Origin of the sequence: Pseudomonas sp. 2822-15 (assembly GCF_002742515.1) — a bacterium.
GTDB classification, from domain to species: Bacteria; Pseudomonadota; Gammaproteobacteria; order Pseudomonadales; family Pseudomonadaceae; genus Aquipseudomonas; species Aquipseudomonas salomonii.
Genome location: NZ_LJRY01000209.1, coordinates 447,167 through 472,048, shown reverse-complemented (window position 1 = coordinate 472,048; position 24,882 = coordinate 447,167). Strand labels below are relative to the sequence as shown.

General features: G+C 61.5%; 20 protein-coding genes. 9 read left to right on the top strand and 11 right to left on the bottom strand.

The window, feature by feature from the left end:
• Positions 1–23 precede the first annotated feature (23 nt).
• Positions 24–770 (top strand): SDR family oxidoreductase, encoded by a 747-nt coding sequence (locus tag AOA59_RS24240; RefSeq protein ID WP_099489337.1) that lies wholly within the window; start codon positions 24–26, stop codon positions 768–770.
• Between the two features lie 115 nt (positions 771–885).
• On the opposite strand, the gene mapR is transcribed toward AOA59_RS24240, so the two are convergent.
• The 3 genes from mapR to AOA59_RS24225 all read right to left on the bottom strand — a co-directional run bounded on the left by mapR (position 886) and on the right by AOA59_RS24225 (position 4,286).
• Positions 886–2,295: a GntR family transcriptional regulator MpaR gene (gene mapR, locus AOA59_RS24235; protein WP_099489336.1), complete on the bottom strand. Its 1,410-nt coding sequence runs from the start codon at positions 2,293–2,295 to the stop codon at positions 886–888.
• A 157-nt stretch (positions 2,296–2,452) separates the two neighbouring features.
• The gene (gene ccoG, locus AOA59_RS24230) at positions 2,453–3,862 is read right to left on the bottom strand and encodes a cytochrome c oxidase accessory protein CcoG (RefSeq protein ID WP_099489335.1); all 1,410 of its coding nucleotides are present in this window, start codon (positions 3,860–3,862) and stop codon (positions 2,453–2,455) included.
• Positions 3,863–4,046: 184 nt separating this feature from the next.
• A complete protein-coding gene (locus tag AOA59_RS24225; RefSeq protein WP_065931652.1) occupies positions 4,047–4,286 on the bottom strand; it encodes a DUF3203 family protein in 240 nt (79 codons plus the stop codon).
• A 120-nt stretch (positions 4,287–4,406) separates the two neighbouring features.
• On the opposite strand from AOA59_RS24225, the gene AOA59_RS24220 reads away from it, so the two are divergent.
• Complete coding sequence (locus AOA59_RS24220) at positions 4,407–4,904, top strand: MgtC/SapB family protein (RefSeq protein ID WP_065931651.1); 498 nt, start codon at positions 4,407–4,409, stop codon at positions 4,902–4,904.
• A gap of 8 nt (positions 4,905–4,912) precedes the next feature.
• On the opposite strand, the gene AOA59_RS24215 is transcribed toward AOA59_RS24220, so the two are convergent.
• Together AOA59_RS24215 and AOA59_RS32710 are read right to left on the bottom strand one after the other, a co-directional pair.
• Entirely contained in the window at positions 4,913–5,461 is a 549-nt protein-coding gene (locus tag AOA59_RS24215) for a hypothetical protein (protein ID WP_065931650.1), read from the bottom strand.
• Positions 5,462–5,639: 178 nt separating this feature from the next.
• A complete protein-coding gene (locus tag AOA59_RS32710) occupies positions 5,640–5,807 on the bottom strand; it encodes a hypothetical protein (protein WP_178076284.1) in 168 nt (55 codons plus the stop codon).
• Between the two features lie 203 nt (positions 5,808–6,010).
• Here AOA59_RS32710 and AOA59_RS24210 point away from each other — a divergent pair, with 203 nt between their 5' ends.
• From AOA59_RS24210 to AOA59_RS24195, 4 genes are all read left to right on the top strand, one after another.
• Positions 6,011–7,999, top strand: a complete 1,989-nt coding sequence (locus AOA59_RS24210; RefSeq protein ID WP_099489334.1) for an alpha-1,4-glucan--maltose-1-phosphate maltosyltransferase — start codon at positions 6,011–6,013, stop codon at positions 7,997–7,999.
• A gap of 153 nt (positions 8,000–8,152) precedes the next feature.
• Positions 8,153–11,500: a maltose alpha-D-glucosyltransferase gene (treS, locus tag AOA59_RS24205; protein WP_099489333.1), complete on the top strand. Its 3,348-nt coding sequence runs from the start codon at positions 8,153–8,155 to the stop codon at positions 11,498–11,500.
• Positions 11,497–13,734 carry a 1,4-alpha-glucan branching protein GlgB gene (gene glgB, locus AOA59_RS24200; RefSeq protein ID WP_099489332.1) on the top strand — a complete coding sequence of 746 codons (2,238 nt, stop codon included), beginning with the start codon at positions 11,497–11,499 and terminating at the stop codon, positions 13,732–13,734. The genes treS and glgB overlap by 4 nt, the downstream gene beginning before the upstream one ends.
• 51 nt (positions 13,735–13,785) lie before the next feature.
• Positions 13,786–14,952: a GGDEF domain-containing protein gene (locus tag AOA59_RS24195; protein WP_099489331.1), complete on the top strand. Its 1,167-nt coding sequence runs from the start codon at positions 13,786–13,788 to the stop codon at positions 14,950–14,952.
• Positions 14,953–14,956: 4 nt separating this feature from the next.
• Here AOA59_RS24195 and AOA59_RS24190 read toward each other — a convergent pair whose 3' ends face one another.
• The 3 genes from AOA59_RS24190 to AOA59_RS24180 form a co-directional block, all read right to left on the bottom strand.
• The gene (locus AOA59_RS24190; protein ID WP_099489330.1) at positions 14,957–17,143 is read right to left on the bottom strand and encodes a GAF domain-containing protein; all 2,187 of its coding nucleotides are present in this window, start codon (positions 17,141–17,143) and stop codon (positions 14,957–14,959) included.
• A 162-nt stretch (positions 17,144–17,305) separates the two neighbouring features.
• Positions 17,306–18,157 carry a CAP domain-containing protein gene (locus AOA59_RS24185; RefSeq protein ID WP_065931644.1) on the bottom strand — a complete coding sequence of 284 codons (852 nt, stop codon included), beginning with the start codon at positions 18,155–18,157 and terminating at the stop codon, positions 17,306–17,308.
• An 81-nt stretch (positions 18,158–18,238) separates the two neighbouring features.
• On the bottom strand, positions 18,239–19,453 hold the full coding sequence (locus AOA59_RS24180) for an MFS transporter (RefSeq protein ID WP_099489329.1): 1,215 nt from the start codon (positions 19,451–19,453) through the stop codon (positions 18,239–18,241).
• A 113-nt stretch (positions 19,454–19,566) separates the two neighbouring features.
• Here AOA59_RS24180 and AOA59_RS24175 point away from each other — a divergent pair, with 113 nt between their 5' ends.
• Together AOA59_RS24175 and AOA59_RS24170 are read left to right on the top strand one after the other, a co-directional pair.
• On the top strand, positions 19,567–20,472 hold the full coding sequence (locus AOA59_RS24175; protein WP_099489328.1) for a LysR family transcriptional regulator: 906 nt from the start codon (positions 19,567–19,569) through the stop codon (positions 20,470–20,472).
• A 20-nt stretch (positions 20,473–20,492) separates the two neighbouring features.
• Positions 20,493–21,164, top strand: coding sequence for a GNAT family N-acetyltransferase (locus tag AOA59_RS24170; RefSeq protein WP_099489327.1), 672 nt, complete (start codon positions 20,493–20,495; stop codon positions 21,162–21,164).
• A gap of 533 nt (positions 21,165–21,697) precedes the next feature.
• Here AOA59_RS24170 and AOA59_RS24165 read toward each other — a convergent pair.
• Positions 21,698–22,303, bottom strand: a complete 606-nt coding sequence (locus AOA59_RS24165; protein ID WP_099489326.1) for a TetR/AcrR family transcriptional regulator — start codon at positions 22,301–22,303, stop codon at positions 21,698–21,700.
• A gap of 83 nt (positions 22,304–22,386) precedes the next feature.
• Between AOA59_RS24165 and AOA59_RS24160 the strand changes: the two genes are divergently transcribed.
• Complete coding sequence (locus AOA59_RS24160; protein WP_099489325.1) at positions 22,387–22,986, top strand: NAD(P)H-dependent oxidoreductase; 600 nt, start codon at positions 22,387–22,389, stop codon at positions 22,984–22,986.
• Here AOA59_RS24160 and AOA59_RS24155 read toward each other — a convergent pair whose 3' ends face one another.
• The gene (locus AOA59_RS24155; protein ID WP_099489324.1) at positions 22,987–23,376 is read right to left on the bottom strand and encodes a hypothetical protein; all 390 of its coding nucleotides are present in this window, start codon (positions 23,374–23,376) and stop codon (positions 22,987–22,989) included.
• 31 nt (positions 23,377–23,407) lie between these two features.
• Positions 23,408–24,664 carry a 3-phosphoshikimate 1-carboxyvinyltransferase gene (aroA, locus tag AOA59_RS24150; protein ID WP_065931636.1) on the bottom strand — a complete coding sequence of 419 codons (1,257 nt, stop codon included), beginning with the start codon at positions 24,662–24,664 and terminating at the stop codon, positions 23,408–23,410.
• Positions 24,665–24,882 lie beyond the last annotated feature (218 nt).

Here is a 24,882-nt window from a genome sequence, read left to right as displayed (position 1 = left end):
GGTTTATTCAGGAGACCGCACCCATGGACAAAGTCGTCATCATCACCGGAGGCAGCCGTGGTATTGGCGCCGAGACGGCCTTGCTGGCTGCACGCCAGGGCTATCGCATCTGCATCAACTACCAGTCTGATGAGGCGGCGGCCCAGCGTGTACTGGACCAGGTGCGCGCCTTGGGCGCACAGGCCATTGCGGTGCGGGCCGATGTCAGCATCGAAGATGAAGTCATCGCATTGTTCAATCGTGTTGACGCCGAACTGGGGCGCGTGACGGCACTGGTCAACAACGCCGGCACCGTGGGGCACAAGTCACGGGTCGATGAAATGTCCGAGTTCCGCATCCTTAAAATCTTGAAGACCAATGTATTGGGGCCGATCCTGTGCGCCAAGCAGGCGGTGCTGCGCATGTCGCCCAAGCATGGCGGGCAGGGCGGCAGCATTGTCAACGTGTCGTCGGTCGCCGCGCGCCTGGGTTCGCCGGGCGAATATGTCGACTATGCCGCGTCCAAGGGCGCGCTGGATACCTTCACCATCGGCCTGTCCAAAGAGGTGGCGGGTGAAGGGATCCGTGTCAACGCGGTGCGCCCTGGCTACATCTTTACCGACTTCCACGCCCTGAGCGGTGACCCGGACCGCGTCAGCAAGCTGGAGTCCGGCATCCCCATGGCCCGCGGCGGGCGCCCGGATGAAGTGGCGGAAGCGATTATCTGGCTGCTGTCGGACAAGGCCTCGTACACCACCGGCACCTTTCTCGATTTGGGCGGCGGCCGTTGAGGCTTTAACGCCAGTCAAGGCGCCATCGCGGGCAAGCCGGCTCCCACAGTGGAACGCATTTCACTGTGGGAGCCGGGCTTGCCCGCGATGGCGTCAGATAAGGCAACAACCGAGCCTAGAACGATCGCACAATGCGCCCGAGTGTTTCCATGGCCCTTTCCGATGCCTCGGTCCACGGGCTGCCGTAGTTCAAGCGAATGCAATTTCTGAAGCGTTGGGTCGCCGAGAAAATCGGCCCCGGCGCAATGCTGATGCCCTGGGCCAGGGCCATCTGGAACAGCTTCAGCGAATCGGTTTGCTCCGGCAGTTCCAGCCACAGGAAGTAGCCGCCGGCCGGCTGGCTGACCCGCGTCTGTGCCGGGAAATACCGCGCGATCGCGGCCAGCATGGCGCTCTGCTGTTCTTCCAGGGCGTAGCGCAATTTGCGCAGGTGCCGGTCATAGCCGCCGTGTTGCAGGTAGTCGGCAATCGCCGCCTGGGCCGGCATCGAGGGGCACAACGAAGTCATCAGTTTCAGGCGTTCAACCTTCTGCGCATAGCGCCCGGCTGCGACCCAGCCGACGCGATAACCGGGCGCCAGGCTCTTGGCGAAGGAGCCGCAGTGCATCACCAGCCCTTCGGTGTCGAAGGCCTTGGCCGGTTTTGGCGCGTGCTGCCCGTAATACAGCTCGGCGTACACATCATCCTCGATCAGTGGCACTTGATGGCTGCGCAGCAGCTCCACCAGCGCCTGTTTCTTCGCTTCCGGCAGGGTGGCGCCCATGGGGTTCTGGAAGCTGGTCATGGTCCAGCAGGCCTTGATCGGGTAGCGCTCCAGGCTTTGCGCCAGGGCATTGAGGTCGATGCCATCGCGCGGGTGCACGGGAATCTCCACCGCCTTGAGCTTCAGGCGTTCGAGCACTTGCAGGCAGGCATAGAACGCCGGGGCTTCGATAGCGACCAGGTCGCCCGGCTCGGTCACCGCTTGCAGGCACAGGTTCAGCGCTTCGAGGGCGCCGTTGGTGATCAGCAGCTCTTCCATCGGCAGCATCAGGCCGCCCACCATATAGCGCAGGGCAATCTGGCGGCGCAGTTGCGGGTTGCCCGGCGACATGTCGGTGACCACAAGGCGCGGGTCCATCTCACGGCCGGCACTGGCCAGCGAACGCGCCAGGCGTGGCAACGGGAACAGCATGGGGCTGGGGAACGCCGAGCCGAACGGCACGGTATTGGGGTCCTTGATGGAGTCGAGCACTGAGAACACCAGCTCACTCACATCGACTTCGGTGGATTCGTGCACCTGTTCACTCACCACCGGCTCGGAAAACGGGCTGGGCGCATGCGTGTTGACGAAGTAGCCGGAGCGTGGCCGCGCACGAATCAGGCCACGGCGTTCCAGCAGGTAGTAAGCCTGGAACACCGTGGACGGGCTGACGCCGTAGGTCTGGCTGGCATAGCGCACCGACGGTACCCGTTGGCCGGGGCCGAGCACGCCGGAGCGGATCAGTTCTGCGATGTCGTCGGCGAATTTTTCGTAGCGTTTCATGGGGGCCTGATTAACTTTCTAAAAAATTGAACGCCGACTCAATGTGGGAGCTGGCTTGCCTGCGATGACGGTGGCTCATTCAACATCATCCTTGCCAGACCGGACGCCATCGCAGGCAAGCCAGCTCCCACACTTGATCTTCTGTGTGTGTTGGAACTCAACGATTCAACGGCGCCACAAAACGGCTGTCTGCTGCGCTGTAAATCCACGGCTTATTCACATCCACAACCTTGAAGCGCAAGGTCTGCGAGCTGCTCGCCGGTTTATCGGCCAACAACGCCACCGACACCGGCACGTCACTGATTTCCCCCGGCGCCAGGCTGATGCGGGTCTTGCCTTGCAACTGGAAGCCCTCGGCGTCCACCAGTTCCAGGCGGTAGTCCTGGCGCTGCTGGGTCTTGTTAATGACCTTCAAGCTGTAGATGTTTTCGATCAGCCCCTGGCTGTTTTCACGGAACATGCCACGGTCTTTGGTCACGTCCAGCGACACCATTGGTCGCTCAATCAAGGCCACCACCAACGCCGCGATCATCACCAGCAGCACGGCACTGTAGCCGATCAGGCGTGGCCTGAGCAGGTGGGTTTTGCCACCTTGCAGTTGATGTTCGCTGGTATAGCTGACCAACCCGCGGGGGTAGCCCATCTTGTCCATGATCGAATCGCAGGCGTCGATGCATGCGGCGCAGCCGATGCATTCCATTTGCAGGCCGTCACGAATGTCGATGCCGGTGGGGCACACCTGCACGCACAGTTGGCAGTCGATGCAATCCCCCAGGCCAACCTGCGCCGGTTTCACCTCGCGTTTGCGCGGGCCACGGCTTTCGCCACGCGCCGCGTCGTAGGAAATGGTCAGGGTGTCTTTGTCGAACATCACGCTTTGAAAACGTGCATACGGGCACATGTGCATGCACACCGCTTCACGCAGCCAGCCGGCATTGATGTAGGTGGCGGCGGTAAAAAACAGCACCCAGAACAGGCTCACGCCGCCCATCTGCCAGGTCAGCAACTCAGCGGCCAGCGGGCGGATTGGCGTGAAGTAGCCGACAAACGTGAGCCCGGTCAGCACGCTGATACCCAGCCACAGCGCGTGTTTGGCCGAACGCCGCGCCAGTTTGTTCAGGCTCCAGGGCGCCGCTTGCAGTTTGATGCGTTGGTTGCGTTCCCCTTCGGTGACCTTTTCACACCACATGAACAGCCAGGTGAACGAGCTTTGCGGGCAGGTGTAGCCGCACCATACGCGGCCGGCAAATACGGTAATGGCAAACAGGCCGAACGCGCAGATGATCAACAGTGCCGACAGTAGGATGAAATCCTGGGGCCAGAAGGTGGCACCGAAGATGTGGAATTTGCTTTCGGCCAAGTCCCACAGCACGGCTTGGCGCCCGGACCAGTTGAGCCACACGGTGCCAAAAAACGCCAGGAACAGTACAGCGGCGCCGCTCACGCGCAAGGTGCGGAACAGGCCGGTAAAACTGCGGGTATGGATCAGGTTGTCGCTGGATTTGGCCTTCACCTTCTTTGGGTGTATGGGCTCAAAGGTGTCCACGGTTGGGATTCTTTCGCTCATGGTCGTTCGCTCATCAGCCTCCATCAGGCCAATGAACTATGAGCTTCAAGCTGTTTGCATAACAGACTCAGGTGGGTCGATAAAAAGCGGATCAGACAGGCTTTTTATACGTCACTGCGACAATGTGCTGCACCCTGTAGCGCCTGGGGCGCAGCTGGCTTGTGCGCGGTTTGATACAGATCAATCAAATCACCGAATCACTGTCGGTCGCCTTCAAGTGTTTGCGACCGTCCTGGGCACCGGCGACGGTCAGTGCGTCGGCTTCGGCTTCAGTGATGTAGACCCGATCGCCTTTTAACTCTACAAAAGACATGGATTTGGCGCTGTCGGTACTCACCGTCACATCAGTGGCGGGCAGGGCGTATTCCTGGCCGTCGTCAGCGACCTTGAAAAAGCACGTTTGATTGTCGATACGTACAGGCATGGTGCTCTCCTTTTTATGGGCAGTTATGGGTTAGGGCGTCGCGCAGTGCCAGGTGTTCCAGGCAACTGACTGGCGGTCGGCGCTGTCCATCGTCTAACCACACTAAAACGGATAACGACCATGGATGCCTGGTGGCAAGAAGTGCTTCAAACCCTGCATGCAGAATTTGCAGACATCGCTGATGCAAAGCAGCTCACGCAGATAACCGTTCGCCTGCTTATCGCCGCGATCCTGGGCGGTATCCTGGGGTTTGAGCGTGAGCAAAAGGGCAAGGCGGCGGGGGTGCGCACCCACATGCTCGTGGCCTTGGGCGCTGCACTGTTTGTGCTGGTGCCGCAGACGTCAGGCAGCCAGTCGGACGCCATGAGCAGGGTATTGCAGGGGGTTATCGCCGGGATCGGCTTCCTGGGGGCCGGCACTATCCTCAAGGGCAAGGAGGATGAAGAGGGCCAGCACGTCAAAGGCCTGACCACCGCTGCCGGGTTGTGGATGACGGCCGCCATTGGCGTGGCGGCAGGGGTTGGGCGTGAATCAACGGCGGTCTTGAGTACACTGCTGGCGCTCGTCGTACTTGGCGTCATGCCCAAAATCGTCAAGCTTTGGGAGAAGGAACGTTGAGTCCGCGCTCAGAGCGTCTTCATCCTTGATTTAATATGTTTTGGGTTGAGCGCTTCGGTGATGGTGTTCATATCCATCACCGTTTGGGCTGTGTCCTTCACGCACCCATTCAGTTGCTCGAATGCGCCGGCCGTGCCTTTGAAAAAGTCATAGACATGGCGAAAGCCATAATCGTCCTTACCCGATATCAACTTTAACAGTAAGGCGATTTTCTGTTTGTCATAGGCTGCCTGATAGTCGTTGAAATACAGTTGGGTGGATAACTTTACGCATTCCTCGTCGCTGTTTTTTTGCAGAAACTTGCCGATGTCCGTCAGGAGGTGAGCAACTTCCTCTGCGTCTGGTTCTTTCAACATGGAGTCGACACTTTCCTGGCTGAAGTGCACGCGCATGTCATTGAGCACTTTTCGCGACTTCAGGTCGTTGGGGGCGCGCAAAACCTGGGCGATATCGTCCTCTGTGAGTCTGGCTTTAAACTCCTTGAGATAACGCCGGCTGATGGAAACCTCTGACTCTACGTGTTGGTGGCGGCCCTGCTTCACATTAATGTCCGACATGGTATTAACCTGCTCGCGTTCAAGAAGGGGAAAAATAAAAGGTGCTCAAGTAATCGCGAGTAGGACTGTAGCAATAGGCGCACAGGCGAGATGTAGGCCATTTCGCCTGTACGCGCAGGTTAATGCGTTTTTAAGGCAGGCATTCTGACGCGAGTACGCGTGTGAGTGATGGCGTTGATCAACAAGGTTGAACAATCACCGGCGGCATGGTTATGGGCGGTTCCTCCACGGGTGGCGGCAGGTTTTCCGGTGGTTCCTTCTCCGGGATCGGTTCCGGTTCACTCGGCGGCAGCGTTGGATTGTCGATATTCGGGTCCGGGGTTTCAGCCGGGATCGGGATATTCATCGGTGTGGCCTCCTTTGTGCTTTGCTCTATCGGTGGACAACCGCCGGGCAGGTTTGATTCCCGCCCAATGGCGGTACATCCACCTGAACTTTTCATCGCAGCCCAGGTTCGGACCTATTACGGCCCTGCTCAGGGAGAGCGGTGCCGTCTCAGAATTCGGATCAAGCAAAGAGCGTCCACAGGGCGTAAGGGGAAGATGCTCGATGACTGCTGAAACACTGACTTCAGAAGACTCCATATTGCCGCTGTCCCAGGCGTTGCTGCTGCCCAGGATCGCGATTGAAAGCACCACACCCGTGATTGACGGCGGTGAATTTGCAGTAAAGGCCGTGGTCGGCCAGCGCGTCAACGTCACCAGCAAGGTATTTGCCGACGGCCATGACAAGCTGGCCGTGCTGATCCGCTGGCGCCCGCTGCAGGACGAAAGCTGGCACAGCGTAGTGATGACCGATGTGGGCAACAATGGCTGGGAAGGCGCGTTCACCGTGGCCCAGCAGGGTCCGCACGAATACTGTATTGAAGCCTGGATCGATACCTTCGCAAGTTTCTGCTACGAGTTGCGCAAAAAACATGAGGCCGGGGTGCCGGTCAGCCTCGAACTGCAGGAGGGCCGCAGCCTGGTGTTGCAGGCCGCCGAGCGCAGCGACAATGAGCTGCTCGACCGCCTTATGCTGCTGCACCATGAACTGTCGGGCCTGCTGGAAACCGAGCAGGTCGCGCAGTTCCTGCACGAAGACAGTGCACATTTGATGACCCAGGCCGACCACCGTGCCTACTTGAGCGTCAGCACGGTCTACCCGATCGACGTGGAGCGCGAGGCCGCGCAATTTGCCAGTTGGTACGAGCTGTTTCCACGCTCGATCACCGACGATCCGGCCCGCCATGGCACCTTCAATGACGTGCATGCGCGGCTGTCGATGATCCATGACATGGGCTTTGATGTGCTGTACTTTCCGCCGATCCATCCGATCGGCCGCAGCCATCGCAAGGGCAAGAATAACTCGCTGACCGCAGGCGCCGATGATCCCGGCAGCCCTTATGCGATTGGCAGCGAGGAGGGCGGCCATGAAGCCATCCACCCGCAGCTGGGCAGCCGCGACGACTTCCGCCGGCTGGTCAAGGCCGCCGCCGAACATGGCCTGGAAATCGCCCTGGACTTTGCCATCCAGTGCTCCCAGGACCACCCGTGGCTCAAGCAGCACCCAGGCTGGTTCAACTGGCGCCCGGACGGCACGATCAAATACGCCGAAAACCCGCCGAAGAAATACCAGGACATCGTTAACGTCGACTTCTACGCCGCCGACTCGATCCCGAGCCTGTGGACCGAGTTGCGCGACATTGTTGTGGGTTGGGTCAAAGAGGGCGTGAAAACCTTTCGTGTGGATAACCCGCACACCAAGCCGCTGCCGTTTTGGCAATGGCTGATCAGTGACGTGCGCTCCAGGCACCCGGAGGTGATCTTCCTGGCCGAAGCCTTTACCACACCGGCGATGATGGCGCGCTTGGGCAAGGTCGGTTATTCCCAGAGCTACACCTACTTCACCTGGCGTAACAGCAAGGCCGAGTTGAGCGAGTACCTCACGCAGCTGAACGAATCGCCATGGCGTGAGTGCTACCGGCCGAATTTCTTTGTGAATACACCGGACATCAACCCAGGGTTTCTGCACGAATCCGGGCGTCCGGGCTTTCTGATCCGCGCCGCGCTGGCCACCATGGGCTCGGGCCTGTGGGGCATGTATTCGGGGTTTGAACTGTGCGAAGCGGCGCCGGTGCCTGGCAAAGAGGAATACCTGGACTCGGAGAAATACCAGATCCGCCCTCGGGACTTCACGGCGCCCGGCAACATCATTGCCGAGATCGCCCAGCTCAACCGCATTCGTCGGCAGAACCCGGCGTTGCACACCCATCTGGGCTTGAAGCTCTACAACGCCTGGAACGACAACATCCTGTACTTCGGCAAACGCAGTGACGATGGCAGCAACTTTATCCTGGTGGCGGTCAACCTTGACCCGTTTAACGCCCAAGAGGCCCATTTCGAATTGCCACTGTGGGAGCTGGGCCTGCCGGACGACGCCCAGACACAAGGTGAAGATCTGATGAATGGCCATCGCTGGACCTGGTACGGCAAGAACCAATGGATGCGCATCGAGCCGCAGATGCCATTCGGGATCTGGCGTATCACCGTCTCCTGAGCCTGACAGGGATCAACTGTGGGAGCTGGCTTGCCTGCGATGACGGTATGTCAGCACCGAAAAGGCTTGCTGGCCCACCGCTATCGCAGGCAAGCCAGCTCCCACATTGATCGCATTTCTTCTGCACAATTTTCAGTGTTCCAGGAGTTTCCAATGGCGAAGAAACCCACCCCAGCCACTTTTATCAAAGACCCGCTCTGGTACAAGGACGCGGTGATTTATCAAGTTCACGTTAAATCCTATTTCGACTCCAATAACGACGGTATCGGCGACTTTCCTGGCCTGATCGCCAAACTCGATTACATCGCCGATCTGGGCGTCAACACCATCTGGCTGCTGCCGTTCTACCCGTCGCCACGTCGCGACGATGGCTATGACATCGCCGAATACCGGGGTGTGCACAGCGACTACGGGACCATGGCCGACGCCAGGCGCTTTATCAGCGAGGCACACAAGCGTGGCTTGCGGGTGATCACTGAACTGGTGATCAACCACACGTCCGACCAGCATCCCTGGTTCCAGCGGGCGCGCAAGGCCAAGCCGGGGTCGGCGGCGCGGGACTTCTACGTGTGGTCCGATGACGACCAGAAGTACGACGGCACCCGCATCATTTTCCTCGACACCGAAAAGTCCAACTGGACCTGGGACCCGGTCGCCGGCCAGTACTTCTGGCACCGGTTCTACTCGCATCAGCCGGACCTCAACTTCGATAACCCGCAAGTCATGAAAGCCGTGCTGTCGGTGATGCGCTACTGGCTGGACATGGGCATCGATGGCCTGCGTCTGGACGCCATTCCCTACCTGATCGAACGCGATGGCACCAATAACGAGAACCTGCCGGAAACTCACGGCGTGCTCAAGCAGATCCGCGCCGAGATCGACGCGCATTACCCCGACCGCATGCTGCTGGCCGAAGCCAACCAGTGGCCGGAAGATACCCAGCTGTACTTCGGTGACAAAAAAGGCGACGACGGCGATGAATGCCATATGGCCTTCCACTTCCCGCTGATGCCGCGCATGTATATGGCGCTGGCCCAGGAAGATCGTTTCCCGATTACCGATATTTTGCGCCAGACCCCGGAGATCCCCGCTAACTGCCAATGGGCGATCTTCCTGCGCAACCATGATGAACTGACCCTGGAGATGGTCACCGACAAAGAGCGCGACTACCTGTGGAACTACTACGCCGCCGACCGCCGCGCGCGCATCAACCTGGGTATTCGTCGGCGCCTGGCACCGCTGATGGAGCGTGACCGTCGCCGCGTTGAATTGCTCAACAGCCTGTTGCTGTCGATGCCCGGCACGCCGACCTTGTACTACGGCGATGAAATCGGCATGGGCGACAACATCTACCTGGGCGACCGCGACGGCGTGCGCACGCCGATGCAATGGTCCATCGACCGTAACGGCGGCTTCTCGCGCGCCGACCCGGCAAGCCTGGTGCTGCCGCCGATCATGGACCCGCAATATGGCTACCTGTCGGTCAACGTCGAAACCCAGGCCCAGGACCCGCATTCGCTGCTGAACTGGACCCGGCGCATGTTGGCGGTGCGTAAGCAGTCCAAGGCTTTTGGGCGCGGCAGCCTGAAAATGCTCTCGCCGAGCAACCGCCGCATCCTGGCGTATACCCGTGAGTTCACCGGCGACGATGGCCGCACGGAAACCATCCTGTGCGTGGCCAACGTGTCGCGCAGCGCCCAGGCGGCCGAGCTGGACTTGTCCGCTTTCGCCGGCATGGTGCCAGTGGAGATGCTCGGCGGTAACGCGTTCCCGCCCATCGGCCAGCTGAATTTCCTGCTGACGTTGGCGCCGTACGGTTTCTATTGGTTTGTGCTGGCGGCCGAAAACCAGATGCCGAGCTGGCATGTGGAGCCGGTGCAGAGCATGCCGGACTTCACCACGCTGGTGCTTAAACAACGCATGGAAGAGTTACTCGACGAGCCGTGCCGCACCACCCTTGAACGCACCTCGCTGCCGGCATGGTTGCCCAAGCGGCGTTGGTTTGCCGGTAAAGACACGGCCATCGATCAGGTGCGGATTGCCTACGGCGTGCGGTTTGGCGACCCCCAGCACCCGGTGCTGCTCAGCGAGGTCGAGGTGACCAGCGGCGGTCAGGTCAGTCGTTATCAATTGCCGTTCGGCTTTTTAGCCGAAGACCAGTTCACCAGTGCCTTGCCCCAGCAATTGGCGCTGGCCCGCGTACGCCGGGGGCGTCAGGTCGGTTTGGTGACCGATGCTTTCAGCCTGGAACACTTTATCCGCGCGGTGATCCAGGGCCTGCAGGCGGGCACGGTGTTGAACACCCACGAAGGTGATTTGCGTTTTGAAGCCACACCGCACTTGGCCGCATTGCAACTGACCGATGAGGCGCAGGTGCGCTACCTGTCGGCCGAGCAATCCAACAGTTCGGTGGTGGTGGGCGAGAGCCTGGTGCTCAAGCTGATCCGCAAAGTCAGCGCCGGGGTGCACCCGGAACTGGAAATGAGCGCTTACCTCACGGCCGCCGAATACCCGAATATTTCGCCGTTGCTGGGCTCGATGATTCGCCGCGATGGCGACGGCCAGGACAACCTGCTGATGATTGCCCAAGGCTACCTGAGCAACCAGGGCGACGCCTGGAGCTGGACTCAGAACAACCTGGAGCGCGCGATTCGCGACGAGCTGGCCCAGGCGATTTCCGAGCAGGAACAGCATTACAACGCCCTGGGCGAGTTGCAGGATTTTGCCGGTTTACTCGGCCAACGCCTGGGTGAAATGCACGCGGTACTGGCAGCGAAAACCACCAACAAGGACTTCAAGCCCGAGACTACCACGGCCAAGGACACCCAGGCCTGGGCCAAGGACGTCGGCGCGCAGATCGACCGCGCGCTGCAGTTGTTAAAACTTCATCAAAACCAGTTGAACCCCGCCGATCAGGCGCTGGTCAGTGAAATGCAGGGGCAGAAAAAAGCCCTTGCCAGCCGTGTCCAGGCCCTGGCGAAAGCCACGGCGGGCGGGTTGCGCATTCGCGTCCACGGTGACTTGCACCTGGGGCAGGTCCTGGTGGTCAAGGGCGATGCGTACTTGATCGACTTTGAAGGCGAGCCGGCGCGCCCGCTGCATGAACGGCGCGGCAAGCACAGCCCGTATAAAGATGTAAGTGGCGTGTTGCGCTCGTTTGATTACGCCGCCGCCATGGCCCTCAATGTGCAAGGCGTGGATCATTCACCGCAAGCGGATACCGCCCGCAAGCGTGTGACTGACAGTTACCTGAGTGAGGCGCGCAGCGCATTTATCCAGGCTTATCATCAGGCTACGTCTACACTGGCGCATGACTGGCAGGATGCCAACGGCCAGGACGCAGCGCTGACGTTGTTCAGTCTGGAGAAGGCCGCGTACGAAGTGGCTTACGAAGCAGAAAATCGCCCGACCTGGTTGCCGGTGCCCCTGCAAGGGCTGCACGGTTTACTCAGCGGGCTGGTATCTCAAGTGAATAATGCACGCGGTGGGGAGACGTCATGAATTTTACACAGAGAGAACCGCTGCAAGCGAAGTTGACCGCCATGCCGGCGCCAAAAGATGTAGAGGCGCTGGTGCGCGCGGAACACCCGGACCCTTTTTCCATCCTGGGGCCGCACGATGACGAGCAGGGCGGGCAATTTATCCGCGCGTTTCTGCCCGAAGCCTTGAGTGTCCACGTGTTGGCCCGCGATAGCGGTGAAACCATCGGCAGCCTGGACGCGACCCAGGTGCCGGGTTTGTTTGTCGGGCATTTTTCCACGCGTCAGGGCTACCTGCTGAAGATCCAGTGGGCCGGCGGCGAACAGATCACCGAAGACCCTTACAGCTTCAGCCAATTGCTGCTGGGTGAAATGGACTTGTACCTGTTCGCCGAAGGCAATCACCGTGACCTCGGCAATTGCCTGGGCGCGCAGGTCACCAGCGTCGACGGCGTGCAGGGTGTGCGTTTTGCGGTGTGGGCGCCGAATGCGCGGCGCGTGTCGGTGGTGGGCGACTTCAATATCTGGGATGGCCGCCGTCATCCGATGCGCCTGCGGCATCCGTCTGGCGTGTGGGAAATTTTTATCCCGCGCCTGCAAGCGGGTGCAGCCTACAAGTACGAGATTCTCGGCGCCCATGGGATTCTGCCGCTCAAGGCCGACCCGATGGCACTCGCCACCCAGCTGCCGCCCGACACTGCCTCAAAAGTCGCCGCCCCGTTGCAGGTGGACTGGCAAGACCATGAATGGATGCAGGCGCGTGCCGACAAGCAAAAGGCCACGGCGCCGTTGTCGATCTATGAACTGCACGTCGGCTCCTGGCAGTGCGAACTGGATGAGGCCGGCGAAGTGTCGCGCCAATATGGCTGGCGCGAACTGGCCGAGCGCTTGATTCCCTATGTGCAGCAACTGGGCTTTACCCATATCGAGCTGATGCCGATCATGGAACACCCGTTCGGCGGCTCCTGGGGTTACCAGGCGCTGTCGCAGTTTGCGCCGAGCGCACGCTTTGGCTCGCCGGAAGACTTCGGGTTTTTCGTCAATGCCCTGCACCAGGCCGACATCGGTGTGATTCTGGATTGGGTGCCGGCGCATTTCCCCACCGATACCCACGGCCTGGCGCAGTTCGACGGCACGGCCTTGTACGAGTACGCCAACCCGCTGGAAGGTTTCCACCAGGACTGGGACACGCTGATCTACAACCTGGGCCGCACCGAAGTGCACGGCTTTATGCTGGCTTCGGCGCTGCATTGGCTCAAACACTTCCACATCGACGGTTTGCGTGTGGATGCGGTGGCCTCAATGCTGTATCGCGACTATTCGCGTAAAGCCGGGGAGTGGGTGCCCAACCGCCATGGCGGCCGCGAGAACCTGGAGGCCATCGACTTCCTGCGCCATCTCAATGATGTGGTCGCGCTGGAAGCGCCGGGCGCACTGGTGATCGCCGAAGAATCCACGGCCTGGCCGGGCGTCAGCCAGAGCACGCAGCAAGGCGGCCTGGGCTTCAACTACAAGTGGAACATGGGCTGGATGCACGATTCGCTGCATTACATCCAGCAAGACCCGGTGTACCGCGCTCATCATCACAATGAGCTGAGTTTCGGCCTGGTGTATGCGTGGTCCGAGCGGTTTATCCTGCCGATCTCCCACGACGAAGTGGTGCACGGCAAGCATTCACTGATCGACAAGATGCCTGGCGATCGCTGGCAAAAATTCGCCAACCTGCGCGCTTACCTGAGCTTCATGTGGATGCACCCCGGCAAGAAGCTGTTGTTTATGGGCTGCGAATTCGGCCAATGGCGCGAGTGGAACCACGACCAGCAGTTGGACTGGTACTTGCTGCAATACCCTGAACACCGCGGCGTGCAGAAACTGGTCGGCGACCTGAACCGCCTGTACCGCGAGGAGCCGGCGCTGCACGAGCAGGACGATGCGCCCCAAGGCTTCCAATGGTTGATTGGCGACGACGCAATCAACAGCGTTTATGCCTGGCTACGCTGGAGCAAGGACGGCAAGCCGGTGCTGGTGGTGGCCAACTTCACCCCCGTGCCGCGTGAGGGCTATGCGGTCGGTGTGCCGTTTGCCGGGCGCTGGAGCGAGGTGATCAACAGCGATGCCGATACGTATGCCGGCTCCAATTATGGCAATGGCGGCGAAGTGTTCACCCAGGAGGAGCCGCGCCATGGGCAACCGGTGTCGCTGTCGCTGAACCTGCCGCCTTTGGGCGTGTTGATTCTGCGGCCGGAAGCGCTTTAAGGGCTCTAGCGTGGTGGATTCTGTTGTCCGCGCTACTGGCAGGGTGCCACAATGGCGCCTTTGTCGTGGCAGTCGAAGCGGGCGTATTTCATGAACGGCCTTGGGCGTGGGCAAGACCCGGATGAACTTATCGAACAGCAGGTGCGAACCGACCGGTTGCACCAGCTGTTTCGCCAATCGTTCTCGGCCATTTTCGGCAGCTACTTGGGCGCCGTCATGCTCTGCTGGCTGTGCTGGAGCCGGTTTGACCATGAGGTCATGCTGGTCTGGCTGGGGGTGCTGGCGGTGACCTCGCTGGTGCGGGTCAAGCTCTTTACCGACTGGTTTCGCTGCCCCGACAGCGAGCGCACGCCCGTGCGCTGGGAGCGCCGTTATTGGGTCACGCTGATGCTGTCAGCCGGCACCTGGGGCCTCGGCGCCCTGGCGGTGATGCCCCCGGATGATCGCGTCTCCCAGGTGCTGGTCATGCTGTTTACCGTGGGCATGTCGGTCAGCGCCGTGTCGTGTTATTCGGCTTATCGCTATATGACCCTGGGTTCCATGGCGCTGGTGCTGTTGCCGTGCACCCTGTGGTTGCTGTTCCAGCCGGCGCCGATGCAAGTCGGCGTGGCGATTGCGGTACTGGTGTTTTCGACCTTTGTGGCCAGTGCCACACGCAAGCTCTCGGATGCGCTGGAAAAAGCCTTTCGCCTGACCCGGCAGATGGAGCGGGCTCACCATATCTCCACGCGCGCCGCCCAGACCGACGAGCTCACCGGGCTGATGAACCGTCGCGCGTTTTTCGAGCAGGCCCACCTGCTGTACGCGCAATGCCGGCACAACCAGCAGCCGCTGAGCGCGCTGATGCTGGACATGGACCACTTCAAGGACATCAACGACACCTACGGCCACCAGGCCGGTGACCAGGTGTTGCGCCAGATTGGCGGGGTAATCAGCGCCTCGTTTCGCCAGGCCGACGTTTATGGTCGACTCGGCGGTGAAGAATTCGCGGTGTTGCTGCCCAACACCTCGCTGGAAACTGCACAGGGCATCGCCGAGCAACTGGTCCAGGCGATTTCGGGGCTGAGTTCCGAGCCGGTAAAAGGCTTGACCGCCAGCCTCGGTGTGGCCACCACCCGCAGCCTCGATCAGGACTTGCACAGCCTGATGAACAACGCCGACAAAGCGCTGTACCGTGCCAAAGCCATGGGCCGTAATCAGGTGGCCGTCGCGCAGTAGCGCGTCATTCCTTGAGCATCGACCTGGCCAATGCCCGCGCCACCTGGTCGGCGGAGTAGGGCTTGGGGAGGAATTCGAAGCCTTCATAGCCGCTGTCGGCCAGTTCTTCGCTGTAGCCTGACGTGAGCACCACCGGCAAGTCGGGGCGGCGCTCGCGCAGCCGTTTGCTCATGGCCACGCCGGTCATGCCGGGCATCACCACATCCGAGAAAATCGCGTCAAACGCCATGCCGTCCGGGCCGGCCAGCGCCAGTGCCTGCTCGGCATCGGTGGCCCAGGTGGTTCGGTAGCCCAGGTCCTGCAGGATCTGGTTGGCGAAGCGGCCAACCTCAAGGTTGTCTTCGACTATCAGGATGTGACGCGCCGTAGTGTCGGGCACCGGGCCTTGGTCTTCCTGAACCGGGCAGGCCTGCACCGCCACAGGCTCGGCCTCGGGTAGATACAGGGTAAATACGCTGCCCTGGCCGAGGTTGCTGGTGACGTCGACGTTGCCACCGGATTGTTTGGCAAACCCGAACACCTGGGACAAGCCAAGCCCGGTACCTTTGCCCACCGCCTTGGTGGTAAAGAAGGGTTCGAAAATGCGCTCGACGGTCTCAACGGCAATGCCGCTGCCGGTGTCGGCCAGGGCAATGCTCACAAAGGGCTGGTTTGATTCGGCATCGCCACGGATGCGCGGCAGTTTTGCCAGGGGAGCGACGCGCAAGGTCAGGGTGCCTTGGCCCTCCATGGCATCGCGGGCATTGAGCGCGATGTTGATCAGGGCGGTTTCAAATTGGCTGGAGTCGACGCGCACATGGCACGGCCGCTGTGGCAGTTCCAGCTGCACGCGGATACGCGCTCCGGTGAGGCTTTCGAGCATCTCGCCGATGTTCTTGACCCGCAGGCTCACATCGAAAACTTCCGGGTTCAACGGCTGGCGGCGGGCAAACGCGAGCAATTGGCTGGTGAGCTTGCTGGCCCGCTCGACGGTGTCGGACACCGCGCTCATGTAGCGTTGGCGGCGCTCTTCGGATAACCCCGGCTGGCGCAGAAAATCCACCGAGGAGCGGATGATGGTCAGCAAGTTGTTGAAGTCGTGGGCCACGCCGCCGGTCAACTGGCCGATGGCCTCAAGCTTCTGCGACTGGCGCAATGAGGCTTCGGCCTGGGCCAGTGCCAGGGTGCGTTCTTCGACGCGTTGCTCCAGGGTGGTGTTGAGTTCGGCAAAGGCTGCCAGGCCTTCACGCACATGGGCATCGGCGCGCACGCGCTCGATATGCGCCCAGGAGCGCTCGGTGACTTCGCGCAGCAACGCCAGGTCGTAGCTCGACCACAACCGTGGGCGTTTATCGTGTACCGCCATCAAGGCCGTCAGCCGGCCATTCTTGATCAAGGGCATGCAGATCGTCGCGCTGACCCCCAGTGCCTGAAAGGACGCCGATTCCTCTGGCGGCAGCTCGCGCAGATTGTCATGGATCACCAGTGGCTCACCCGCGCGCAGGCACTTGACCGCCGTCTCGCCAAACGCCGCCAGGCTGTAGTGGCCGATGATACTGGGCGAACCGGGTGCTACCCAATTGTCGCGGATGGTGAAGCCGTCCTCATCGGCGTCCATATCGGCGTAGGCGCAGTTGCTCACCTGCAAGTGTTCGGCCACCAGTTGGGTGGTGCCGGTCAGAATGGTTTCGGCATCGGCCGCATTGGCCACCGTGCGGCTGATGGCATCCAGCACCGCCAGGCGTCGGGTGAGGAATACCGTGCTGGTGGTTTCCGACACGGTGTCAAGAATGCCGACCACCTTGCCCTCGGGGTCGCGAATCGGGCTGTAGCAAAAGGTGAAGTACGCCTGGTCCGGCGTCGGGCCGCGTTCAATCACCAGAGGGAAATTTTCGATGTAGGTGGCATGGCCCTGGAAGGCGGCATCGGCGATGGGGCTGATATCCGCCCACACCTCATGCCACACCTCGTTGAACGGGCGTCCCAACGGATCGGGTTTTGAGCCCAGGATAGGAATGAATGCATCGTTATAGAGCGTGATCAACTGCGGGCCCCAGACAATCGCCTGGGGAAAGCTCGATGCGAAGCACAGCGCTACGGTGGTCTTGAGCACGTCGGGCCACTGCTCCAGCGGGCCCAATGGCGTGTTGGCCCAGTCATGCTGGCGAACCCGCTCAGCCATGTCGCTGCTGCTTTGCAGCCAATTCATCATTGCGAGAACACCTTGTTTACCACGGTCTGTCGAGGGCCTGAAGCGGTCAGGCTAACAAGCTACAGACCGGAATGAATGCCGCCAGTTCAGCACGATTACACAGGTGATGGCAATTTGATGCTCTATCCAAATGAATAGACGGGCAGACGGGTCTCACGCCTTCTATTGCGCGCCGAGAACCCCCGTCCAATAAATGCCGGCATCACTTTTTGGGTCCATGGCGTAGGCCGCGCCCAATTCACGAAATTGCGGGTTCATCAGGTTGGCGCAATGCCCGGGGCTGGCGAGCCAGCCGTCCACTACTTTGCGCGGGGTGTCGAGGCCGGCGGCGATATTTTCACCGATGTTTTTTGCGATATACCCCGCCAGTTCCGCGCGGTCGCCCGGTGTGCGGCCGTCATGGTCCAGGTGGTCGAAGAAATTGCCGTTAGCCATGTTGCGCGAATGCCCATTGGCGGCGCTGGCCAGGTCATCATTCCACGACAGCGGCGTGGTCGCGGTGAACGCCTGGGTGCCGCATTGACGCGGTTGCTGACGCGCAGCGTTGACCAGCTCGAGCAGTTTTTTGCCCTCGGTCTGCCAGTCACCAAGGCCGCTGGAGAGCAGCGGGCGTGCCAGCACAATGCGCCAATCCTGGCCGCTGTTGCTCACGCCGATATCGACAAATTGTGGGTCCAGCACCACGCGACAGAAGCTTTCGCGCACGGCCTTCATCGCCGCTTCGGCGTTTTTGGGGCCGGAGAGGCTGATGGCCTGCACGTTCACCATCGGGTAGGCGGCCCGTGCCAGCGCCTGCTGCAAGTCGCCGACATTGGTGGCCGGCAACACCAGCCGCGTATCACCGGTCAGCGGTGGCAGTTCCTGGGAACCCTGGTTGCCGCAGCGTTGCACCTGGCTGCGGTATTCGTTGATCTGTTGCACCAACTGACTTTCTTCATTCGCCATCGCGCTGGCGCAGAACACCAAACTGGCGGCCAGCGTCGTCAGACCCATCATCAATGACAGCACGCGCATGGACGTTACCCTTGAGCTTGAAAGTGCCCATGATGCGCGAAGTAACCCGGTTTGGGGCAACGCCTTTTTTGTTTTTTTGCCTCAACGGGTGTTCTGCGGGCAGATCGTGGCGCGGTTGCGGCCCCAGGCAAAAGTGCTGGCGGTGACGATCAGGGCCAACGCGGCGGCGAAGGTCACGTGCAAGCCGGAGGCAACACTGGTCGGCGCTGCGTGGGTCACATCGGGGCTGGCCCAGGCAAACACCGCGCCCAGGGCCGAAGCGCCGAAAATCAGGCCCAGGTTGCGCGACAGGTTCAGCAGCCCGGACACGGTGCCTCGGCGTGTCGGCGCGACATCGCTCATCACCGCGGTGTTATTGGCGGCTTGAAACAGGCTGTAGCCTGTCGTCAGCAGGACCAGGGCGCCGAGGTAAGCGGGCAGTCCCGCCGTCAACGAAAGCGACAGCGCGCCCAGGGCCATGACGCCCAGGCCCGCGAGGGTCACGCGATGGCTGCCCAGACGATCGGTGAGGCGGCCCGCCGGCACGCCGGTCAGTGCCGCCACACAAGGGCCGACGGCCATGGCCAGGCCCATCCAGGCCGGGTCCAACCCCAGCCCACGGGACAGGTAGAACGGCCCGACCACGAACGTGGCCATGATCACTGCCGCCACCAGTGCGCTCATCGCCAACCCGGCACGCAGCGACGGGTCTTGCAACGGCTGCCAGAAAGCACCGTCCGATACGCGGGCGCTGGCCTGGCGATCTGTCGGTAAGTAATAAAGGGCGAGGGCAGCCGCCAACAGGCCCAGCGGCATACCGACCGCAAATAACGCGCGCCAGCCCCAAAGGCTCAGCAACACCCCGCCGACACTGGGGCCCATGGCGGTGCCGACTGCCGACATCGTGCCGAGCAAACCCATCACTTGGCCGGTACGCGCTTTGGTCACCGTGTCGCCCACCAGCCCGAGGGTCATCGCCATCATGCCGGCTGCGCCCAACCCTTGCAGGGCGCGCGCTGCAATCAGCCATTTAAGCGATGGGGCTGCCGCGCACAGTGCACACGCCACGGCGAACAGCAGCAAGCCGGCGAGCAAGACGCGCTTGCGCCCGAAGCGATCGCCCAGGCGGCCGGCGCCGACAATCACCGCCGTAATCGCCAACAGGTAGGCGAGCACTACCCATTGCACGGCATGAAACGACACATCAAACGCCTGTGCCAGGCTGGGCAGGCCGACATTGGCAATGCTGGTGCCCAAAGAGGCCAGCAACATGGCGAACGACAGACTGACGAGCGCACCAGGTGAAGAGTTGTGCATGGACGATTCCTTGAGTGAAGGCAACTGACACAACTCTACGGCGTGGCCTACTATGGCGGAAGACGCATGGGTTGCAGCTAATACCTGCATCAAACGCCTGATAAGGAGCGCGTATGCCCGACCTGAATTTGCTTATTACCTTGGATACGTTGCTCAGCGAAGGCAGTGTCGCCGCTGCCGCCAAGCGCCTGCGCCTGAGCCCTTCGGCCATGAGCCGAGCGCTGGCCCGCCTGCGCGAAACCACCGGCGACCCCTTGCTGGTGCGTGCCGGACGCGGCCTGGTGCCGACACCGCGGGCGGTCGAATTGCGTGAACAGGTCAGCCGTTTGGTGCAGGAGGCCCAGGCGGTGCTGCGCCCGGCGCAAGCGTTGGATATGGGCCAGGTGGTACGCACCTTCACGCTGCGCTCCAGCGAGGAGTTTGTGGAAAACCTCGGCCCGGCGTTGCTCGCGCATATCGCCCAGCAAGCGCCGGGCGTGCGCCTGCGTTTCGTCGACAAAAGTGACAAAGACTCGGCGCTGCTGCGCGAGGGCAGTATTGACCTGTCCATTGGCGTGGTCGACGCCAGCGCCAGCCCCGAACTGCTGACCCAGGCGCTGTTCCGTGACCGGCTGATCGGTGTGGTGCGCAGCGGCCATGCGCTGAGCCAGGGTGACGTCAGCGCCGAGCGTTTTGCCCAGGGCCAGCATGTCTACGTGTCGCGCCGTGGTCTCGACCGTGGCCAAGTCGACGACGCGCTGCATGCGCTGGGCCTGACGCGGAACATCAGCACCATCGTCGCCGGCTTTGCCACCGCCATCGCCCTGGCCCGCGATACCGACCTGATCGCCAGCGTGCCCGAACGCTACACCGCCCATCAGCGCGACGGGCTGCACAGCTTTGCGCTGCCGGTAGTCGTGCCGTCGTTCACCGTGGCCATGCTCTGGCACCCGCGCCTGGATGCCGACGTGGCCCACCGCTGGTTGCGCGGCTGTTTGCGCGAGGTGTGCGGGCAGCAGGTACAATCACCGCTGCCTTGATGCTAAACCCAGGAATTTGCATGTTCAGCCTTACCCGCTACACCACCGCCAGCCCCGAGCCGATCAACAGCCAGATCCTGCAGATGGTGGTCGACAACCTCACCGACATCAGCAGCGTGGCATTGCCGCCGAGCAACCTGCTCTACAACATCTATCAGTATGCCGTCGGCTTTGAGGTGCACCTGTACCTTGAAGCGCTGAATGGCACCAAGGGCATCGCGGTTGAACTGGTGGTGGCACTGCAGGGCGAACAGGTGATCGGCTTTAGCCTGTACCTGCCCGTCAAGGATGATCCGCACGCCTGTGGCATCGCCTTTATGGCAGTGCAGGCCGGGCATCGGCGCCAGGGCGTGGCGCGCGCCATGCTTGGCGAGGTGCTCGCGCATTATCCCCATGCAGAGCTGGCCTGCTCAGTGGAAAAAGTGCCGGCGTTTAAAGCGATGGGCTTTCAGGTGCGTGGTGCGCGGGGCACCCAGGTGTTGATGAACACGCGCGATTATGGGACCGATGGTTTGATGGGCGTGCTGGACGTGGCTGCGATCTACAGCTCGCTGGAGGTGCGGCAGATTCATACGTACCTGCTGCAAAAACACGGCAAGCGCGCGATGGTTGATGCCGAGAAGCAGCGGGATCGGCACTTGGACCAATTGGGGCGTAAGGTGCGGTTGTTTGTGAATCAGCATCTGTCCTGAGTGTTAAAAATCCTCCTTGGATATAGGTAGCTAACTATTTTATTTGGGTTGAGGTTTGTGGTTGTCGGAAGGGTGTTGTGTGTATATCCGTTACTGCGGTAACGGCGGCTTAGGGTTCCGCCCTGACGGCGGGTCACTTTTGGCAAACGCCCCAAAAGTAACCAAAAGGTCTGTGCCCCACCACTCGGTGCCTCGCTTAGGCTCGGCATGCCCGCACTCCGGCTTAAATCCGTGGGCCGCCGCGATGGGCCATCCTTGGCCCAGCGCGGCTAACCCGGCGTCCTGCCGGGTTACCCACGGATTCAAGCCTGCGTTCGGCCATCGTGGTTAACGGGGCGCCTCAGATCAAAATCAAGATCAAGATCTACAGCACGGCGGCCTGAAAGCCGACCTGAGTGGTTAGATCAAAAGCGAAAAGCGGACCTGCATACACCGAAGATCTGCTTTTCTGTGGGAGCTGGCTTGCCTGCGATGCAGGCACCTCGGTATCGCAGCGGTACGATAATTCGACAAGCCTGCTTCCACATGATGGATCAGTTCACCGTGCCGCGATTGACCATCGCCAGAATCGTCGCCAACAGCTCCTGCTGTGCCTCCTCACGGCTGATCTCACCACTGGCGGCCGCCTGGGACAAGGCCTCGGCGGCACCCAGCATGGCGCGCAAGCCCGCTTGGGAAACAGTGCCGTTGGGCGCGAACGGCGCCAGTGCGTCGCGGCACTTTTGCAGAAAGATCGCCTCGTATTTGCGCTTCAGCGTTTCCAGTTCCGGCGAGCTGCTTAAGGCGGCAATCACCCCCGGAATTTCCCGCCCTTGCAACAACACGCAATCGACGTAACACGACGCGATGACCCAGGCTTGCTCTTGCAGGTTGGCGGCGCTGGCGTCCAGCGCATCGGCAAACACCTGGTTCTGACGGCTATCGAAGTCTTCATAGAGTGCGGCCAGCAAGCCGGCACGGGTGACGAAATGGTCGTAGACCACCGGTTTGGTAACGCCTGCCAGCTCGGCCAGGCGGCCCAGGGTCAGGGCTTCGGTGCCTTCCTCGCGCACCAGTTGCCAGGCCATGTCGAGCAATTGGCGCAGGCGATCCTCGCGGGACAGGCGGCGGCGTGGGGCAGGGGATTCAGTGCTTGACATGCTTATATACCAAAAGTAACTTAAAGTGCGTAACCTACTAAAAGTAGCTAGCGCCCAGCCTAGCCCGAAATGGAGTGAATGTCATGCACGCACTGATCGTAGTAGCCCATCACGACCCGCAATCCCTCACCCATAGCGTGGCCGCACAGGTGGCGGCCGGGCTCACGGCGGCCGGCCACACTTATGAGGTTGCCGACCTCGCCGCCGAAGGCTTCGACCCACGCTATTGCGCCGCCGACCACCTCGTACACCGCACTCGCGCTGAGCCGCCCGCCGATGTGCTCGCCGAGCAGGCGCGCATCGACCGCGCCGATGCGCTGGTGCTGGCGTTCCCCATTTATTGGTGGTCGCTGCCGGGCCTGCTCAAAGGTTGGATCGACCGCGTGTTCGTCAACGGCTGGGCGATCGATTACGGCCCCGATACGCCGGTGGTGAAAAAACTGCGGCGCGTGCAGGTGCACCTGCTGGCGCTGGGTGCGGCAGATGAAAGTGCGTTCGATCGGCACGGTTATGCCAGGGCCATGCGCACGCAGATCGACTACGGGATTTTTGATTACTGTGGGGCGCAGGTGGTGACGTCAAAGCTGCTGCTGGAAACGGAAAGCGGCGCTGCGCAGGCGCATTTGCGAACTGCAAAAGCCATCGGGCAGCGCTTGTTTGAAGCCGAAACGGTGGCTGGGTAGTCAGCCTTCGCGAAACAGATCGTGGGCATCCAGCAGGCGGTAGGCAATTTCCGGGCGCTTCTCCAGGCCACGGCGAATCGCCGCCGGAATCGCCTGGCGGGTTTTGCGGCACAGGCCGGGTTGCTCGTCGATATTGATCTGAATGCCGCGCATGCTCTTGACCTCGGTGTGCCCTGGCGCCACCTGCACGCGGATACCCAATTGCTCGAACATCCGCTGTTGCATGTGTTCCAGGTCTTGCAGGCTCTGGAGGTTTTCCAGGCGCTCGACCAGCTTCTTCTCTTCCTGACGCGTCAGGCTGAGGATACGCAGGTCGGCGCCGGGTGCTTGCAACAGCTGTTCGCGGTCACAGGCACACACGCCGGGTGGGCAGGGTTGGCGGATGGTCATGTGCAGTCCCTCCCCACGCCGATGTGCTGGCTCAGTAGCTCAGCGCAACCCCAAGGCTGCCCAGGGCCTTCCAGTATTCAGGGTAGGTCTTGGCCACGCAGTCCGGGTCCTGAATGCGGATTCCCGCCACCTTCAGCCCGGCCAGGGCAAAGCACATGGCGATGCGGTGGTCGGCGTGGGTGTCGATCAGCGCATTGCATGAAGTGCCGGCCAGTGCCGGGTCGCTGGCCACCAACAGGTCGTCGCCCTCGATGGTCGCCAAACCTGGGCGAATTTCGTTGAGGCCGTCGTGCAGCGCCTGCACACGGTCACATTCCTTGACGCGCAGGTTGGCCAGTTCGGTGAAGCGCACCGGGGTGTTGTTGAACGCGGCCAGCACTGCCAGAGTCGGGATCGCGTCCTGCATCTGCGAGCCGATCACGGTGCCTTGCATGTTCGGGAACTGCGCAATCACGGCCTGGGCCTTGGCGTCCGGCTGGGTGAAGTCTTGCGCGGCCACGCCGATGTCGATGCGCCCGCCGGTCAACACTTCGGCAGCCCACAGGTAAGTGGCGGCGGAGGCGTCGGGTTCGATCAGGTAGTCATGGGCGCTGTAGCCGGTGGGAGCTACACGCCAGGTGGTGTCGTCGACCACCTCGACCTGCGCACCGAACGCACGCATGCAGTCCAGGGTCAGGTCAACATAACCACGGGCGCCGATGTCCTTGCCGGTCAACGCCACTTCAATCGGCGCCTGGCCACAGGCCGCGAGCATCAGCAGCGCCGACACGTACTGGCTGGACAAGCCGCCATCAATCTCGAAACGCTTGGCCTGCACCTTGCCCACGCCGTGCACGGTCACCGGCGGGCAGCCGGTCGGGCTGTCGACGCGGATGCCGTTCTGGCCAAGGGTAGCCAGCAGCGGGCCGATCGGGCGTTTTTGCATGTAGTCGTCGCCGTCGAGCACCACGGTGCCTTCGACGGTCGCCACGGCGGCGGTGAGAAAGCGCATCGCGGTGCCGGCATTGCCGAGGAACAGCGGCTGCGACGGCAATTGCAGTTTGCCTGTGCCTGTGACCACGAAGGTGGTGTCGTCCGGCTCATCGATACTCACGCCCATCTGGCGCAAGGCCACCGACATGTGACGGGTGTCATCGCTTTTCAACGCGCCGCTCAGGCGGCTGGTGCCCTTGGCCAGGGCGGCCAGCAACAGGGCGCGGTTGGTAATGGATTTGGAGCCGGGGGGCGCGACCTTGCCGTTCAGGGCGAAATTGGGCGGTGTAACGGTCACGGTTTTCTGCGAACTCAAGGGACAAGGCTCCTGATCAAGGCAAGGCGGTGTGGAGTGGCCGACGGGCGGACCCGAATAATCAGCCAAACACGCCACCCTTGTCGAGCAGGGATCGTGGCAGGCCGCGTATTTCGAGGCGGTCGCCGACTTGTCCGGGGAACGGACTGCTCCTGTAGTCGAACTACTTCTGTGGGCGTAGGACAAGCCGCAAAACTGATGCAGGACAACGCCCTTTA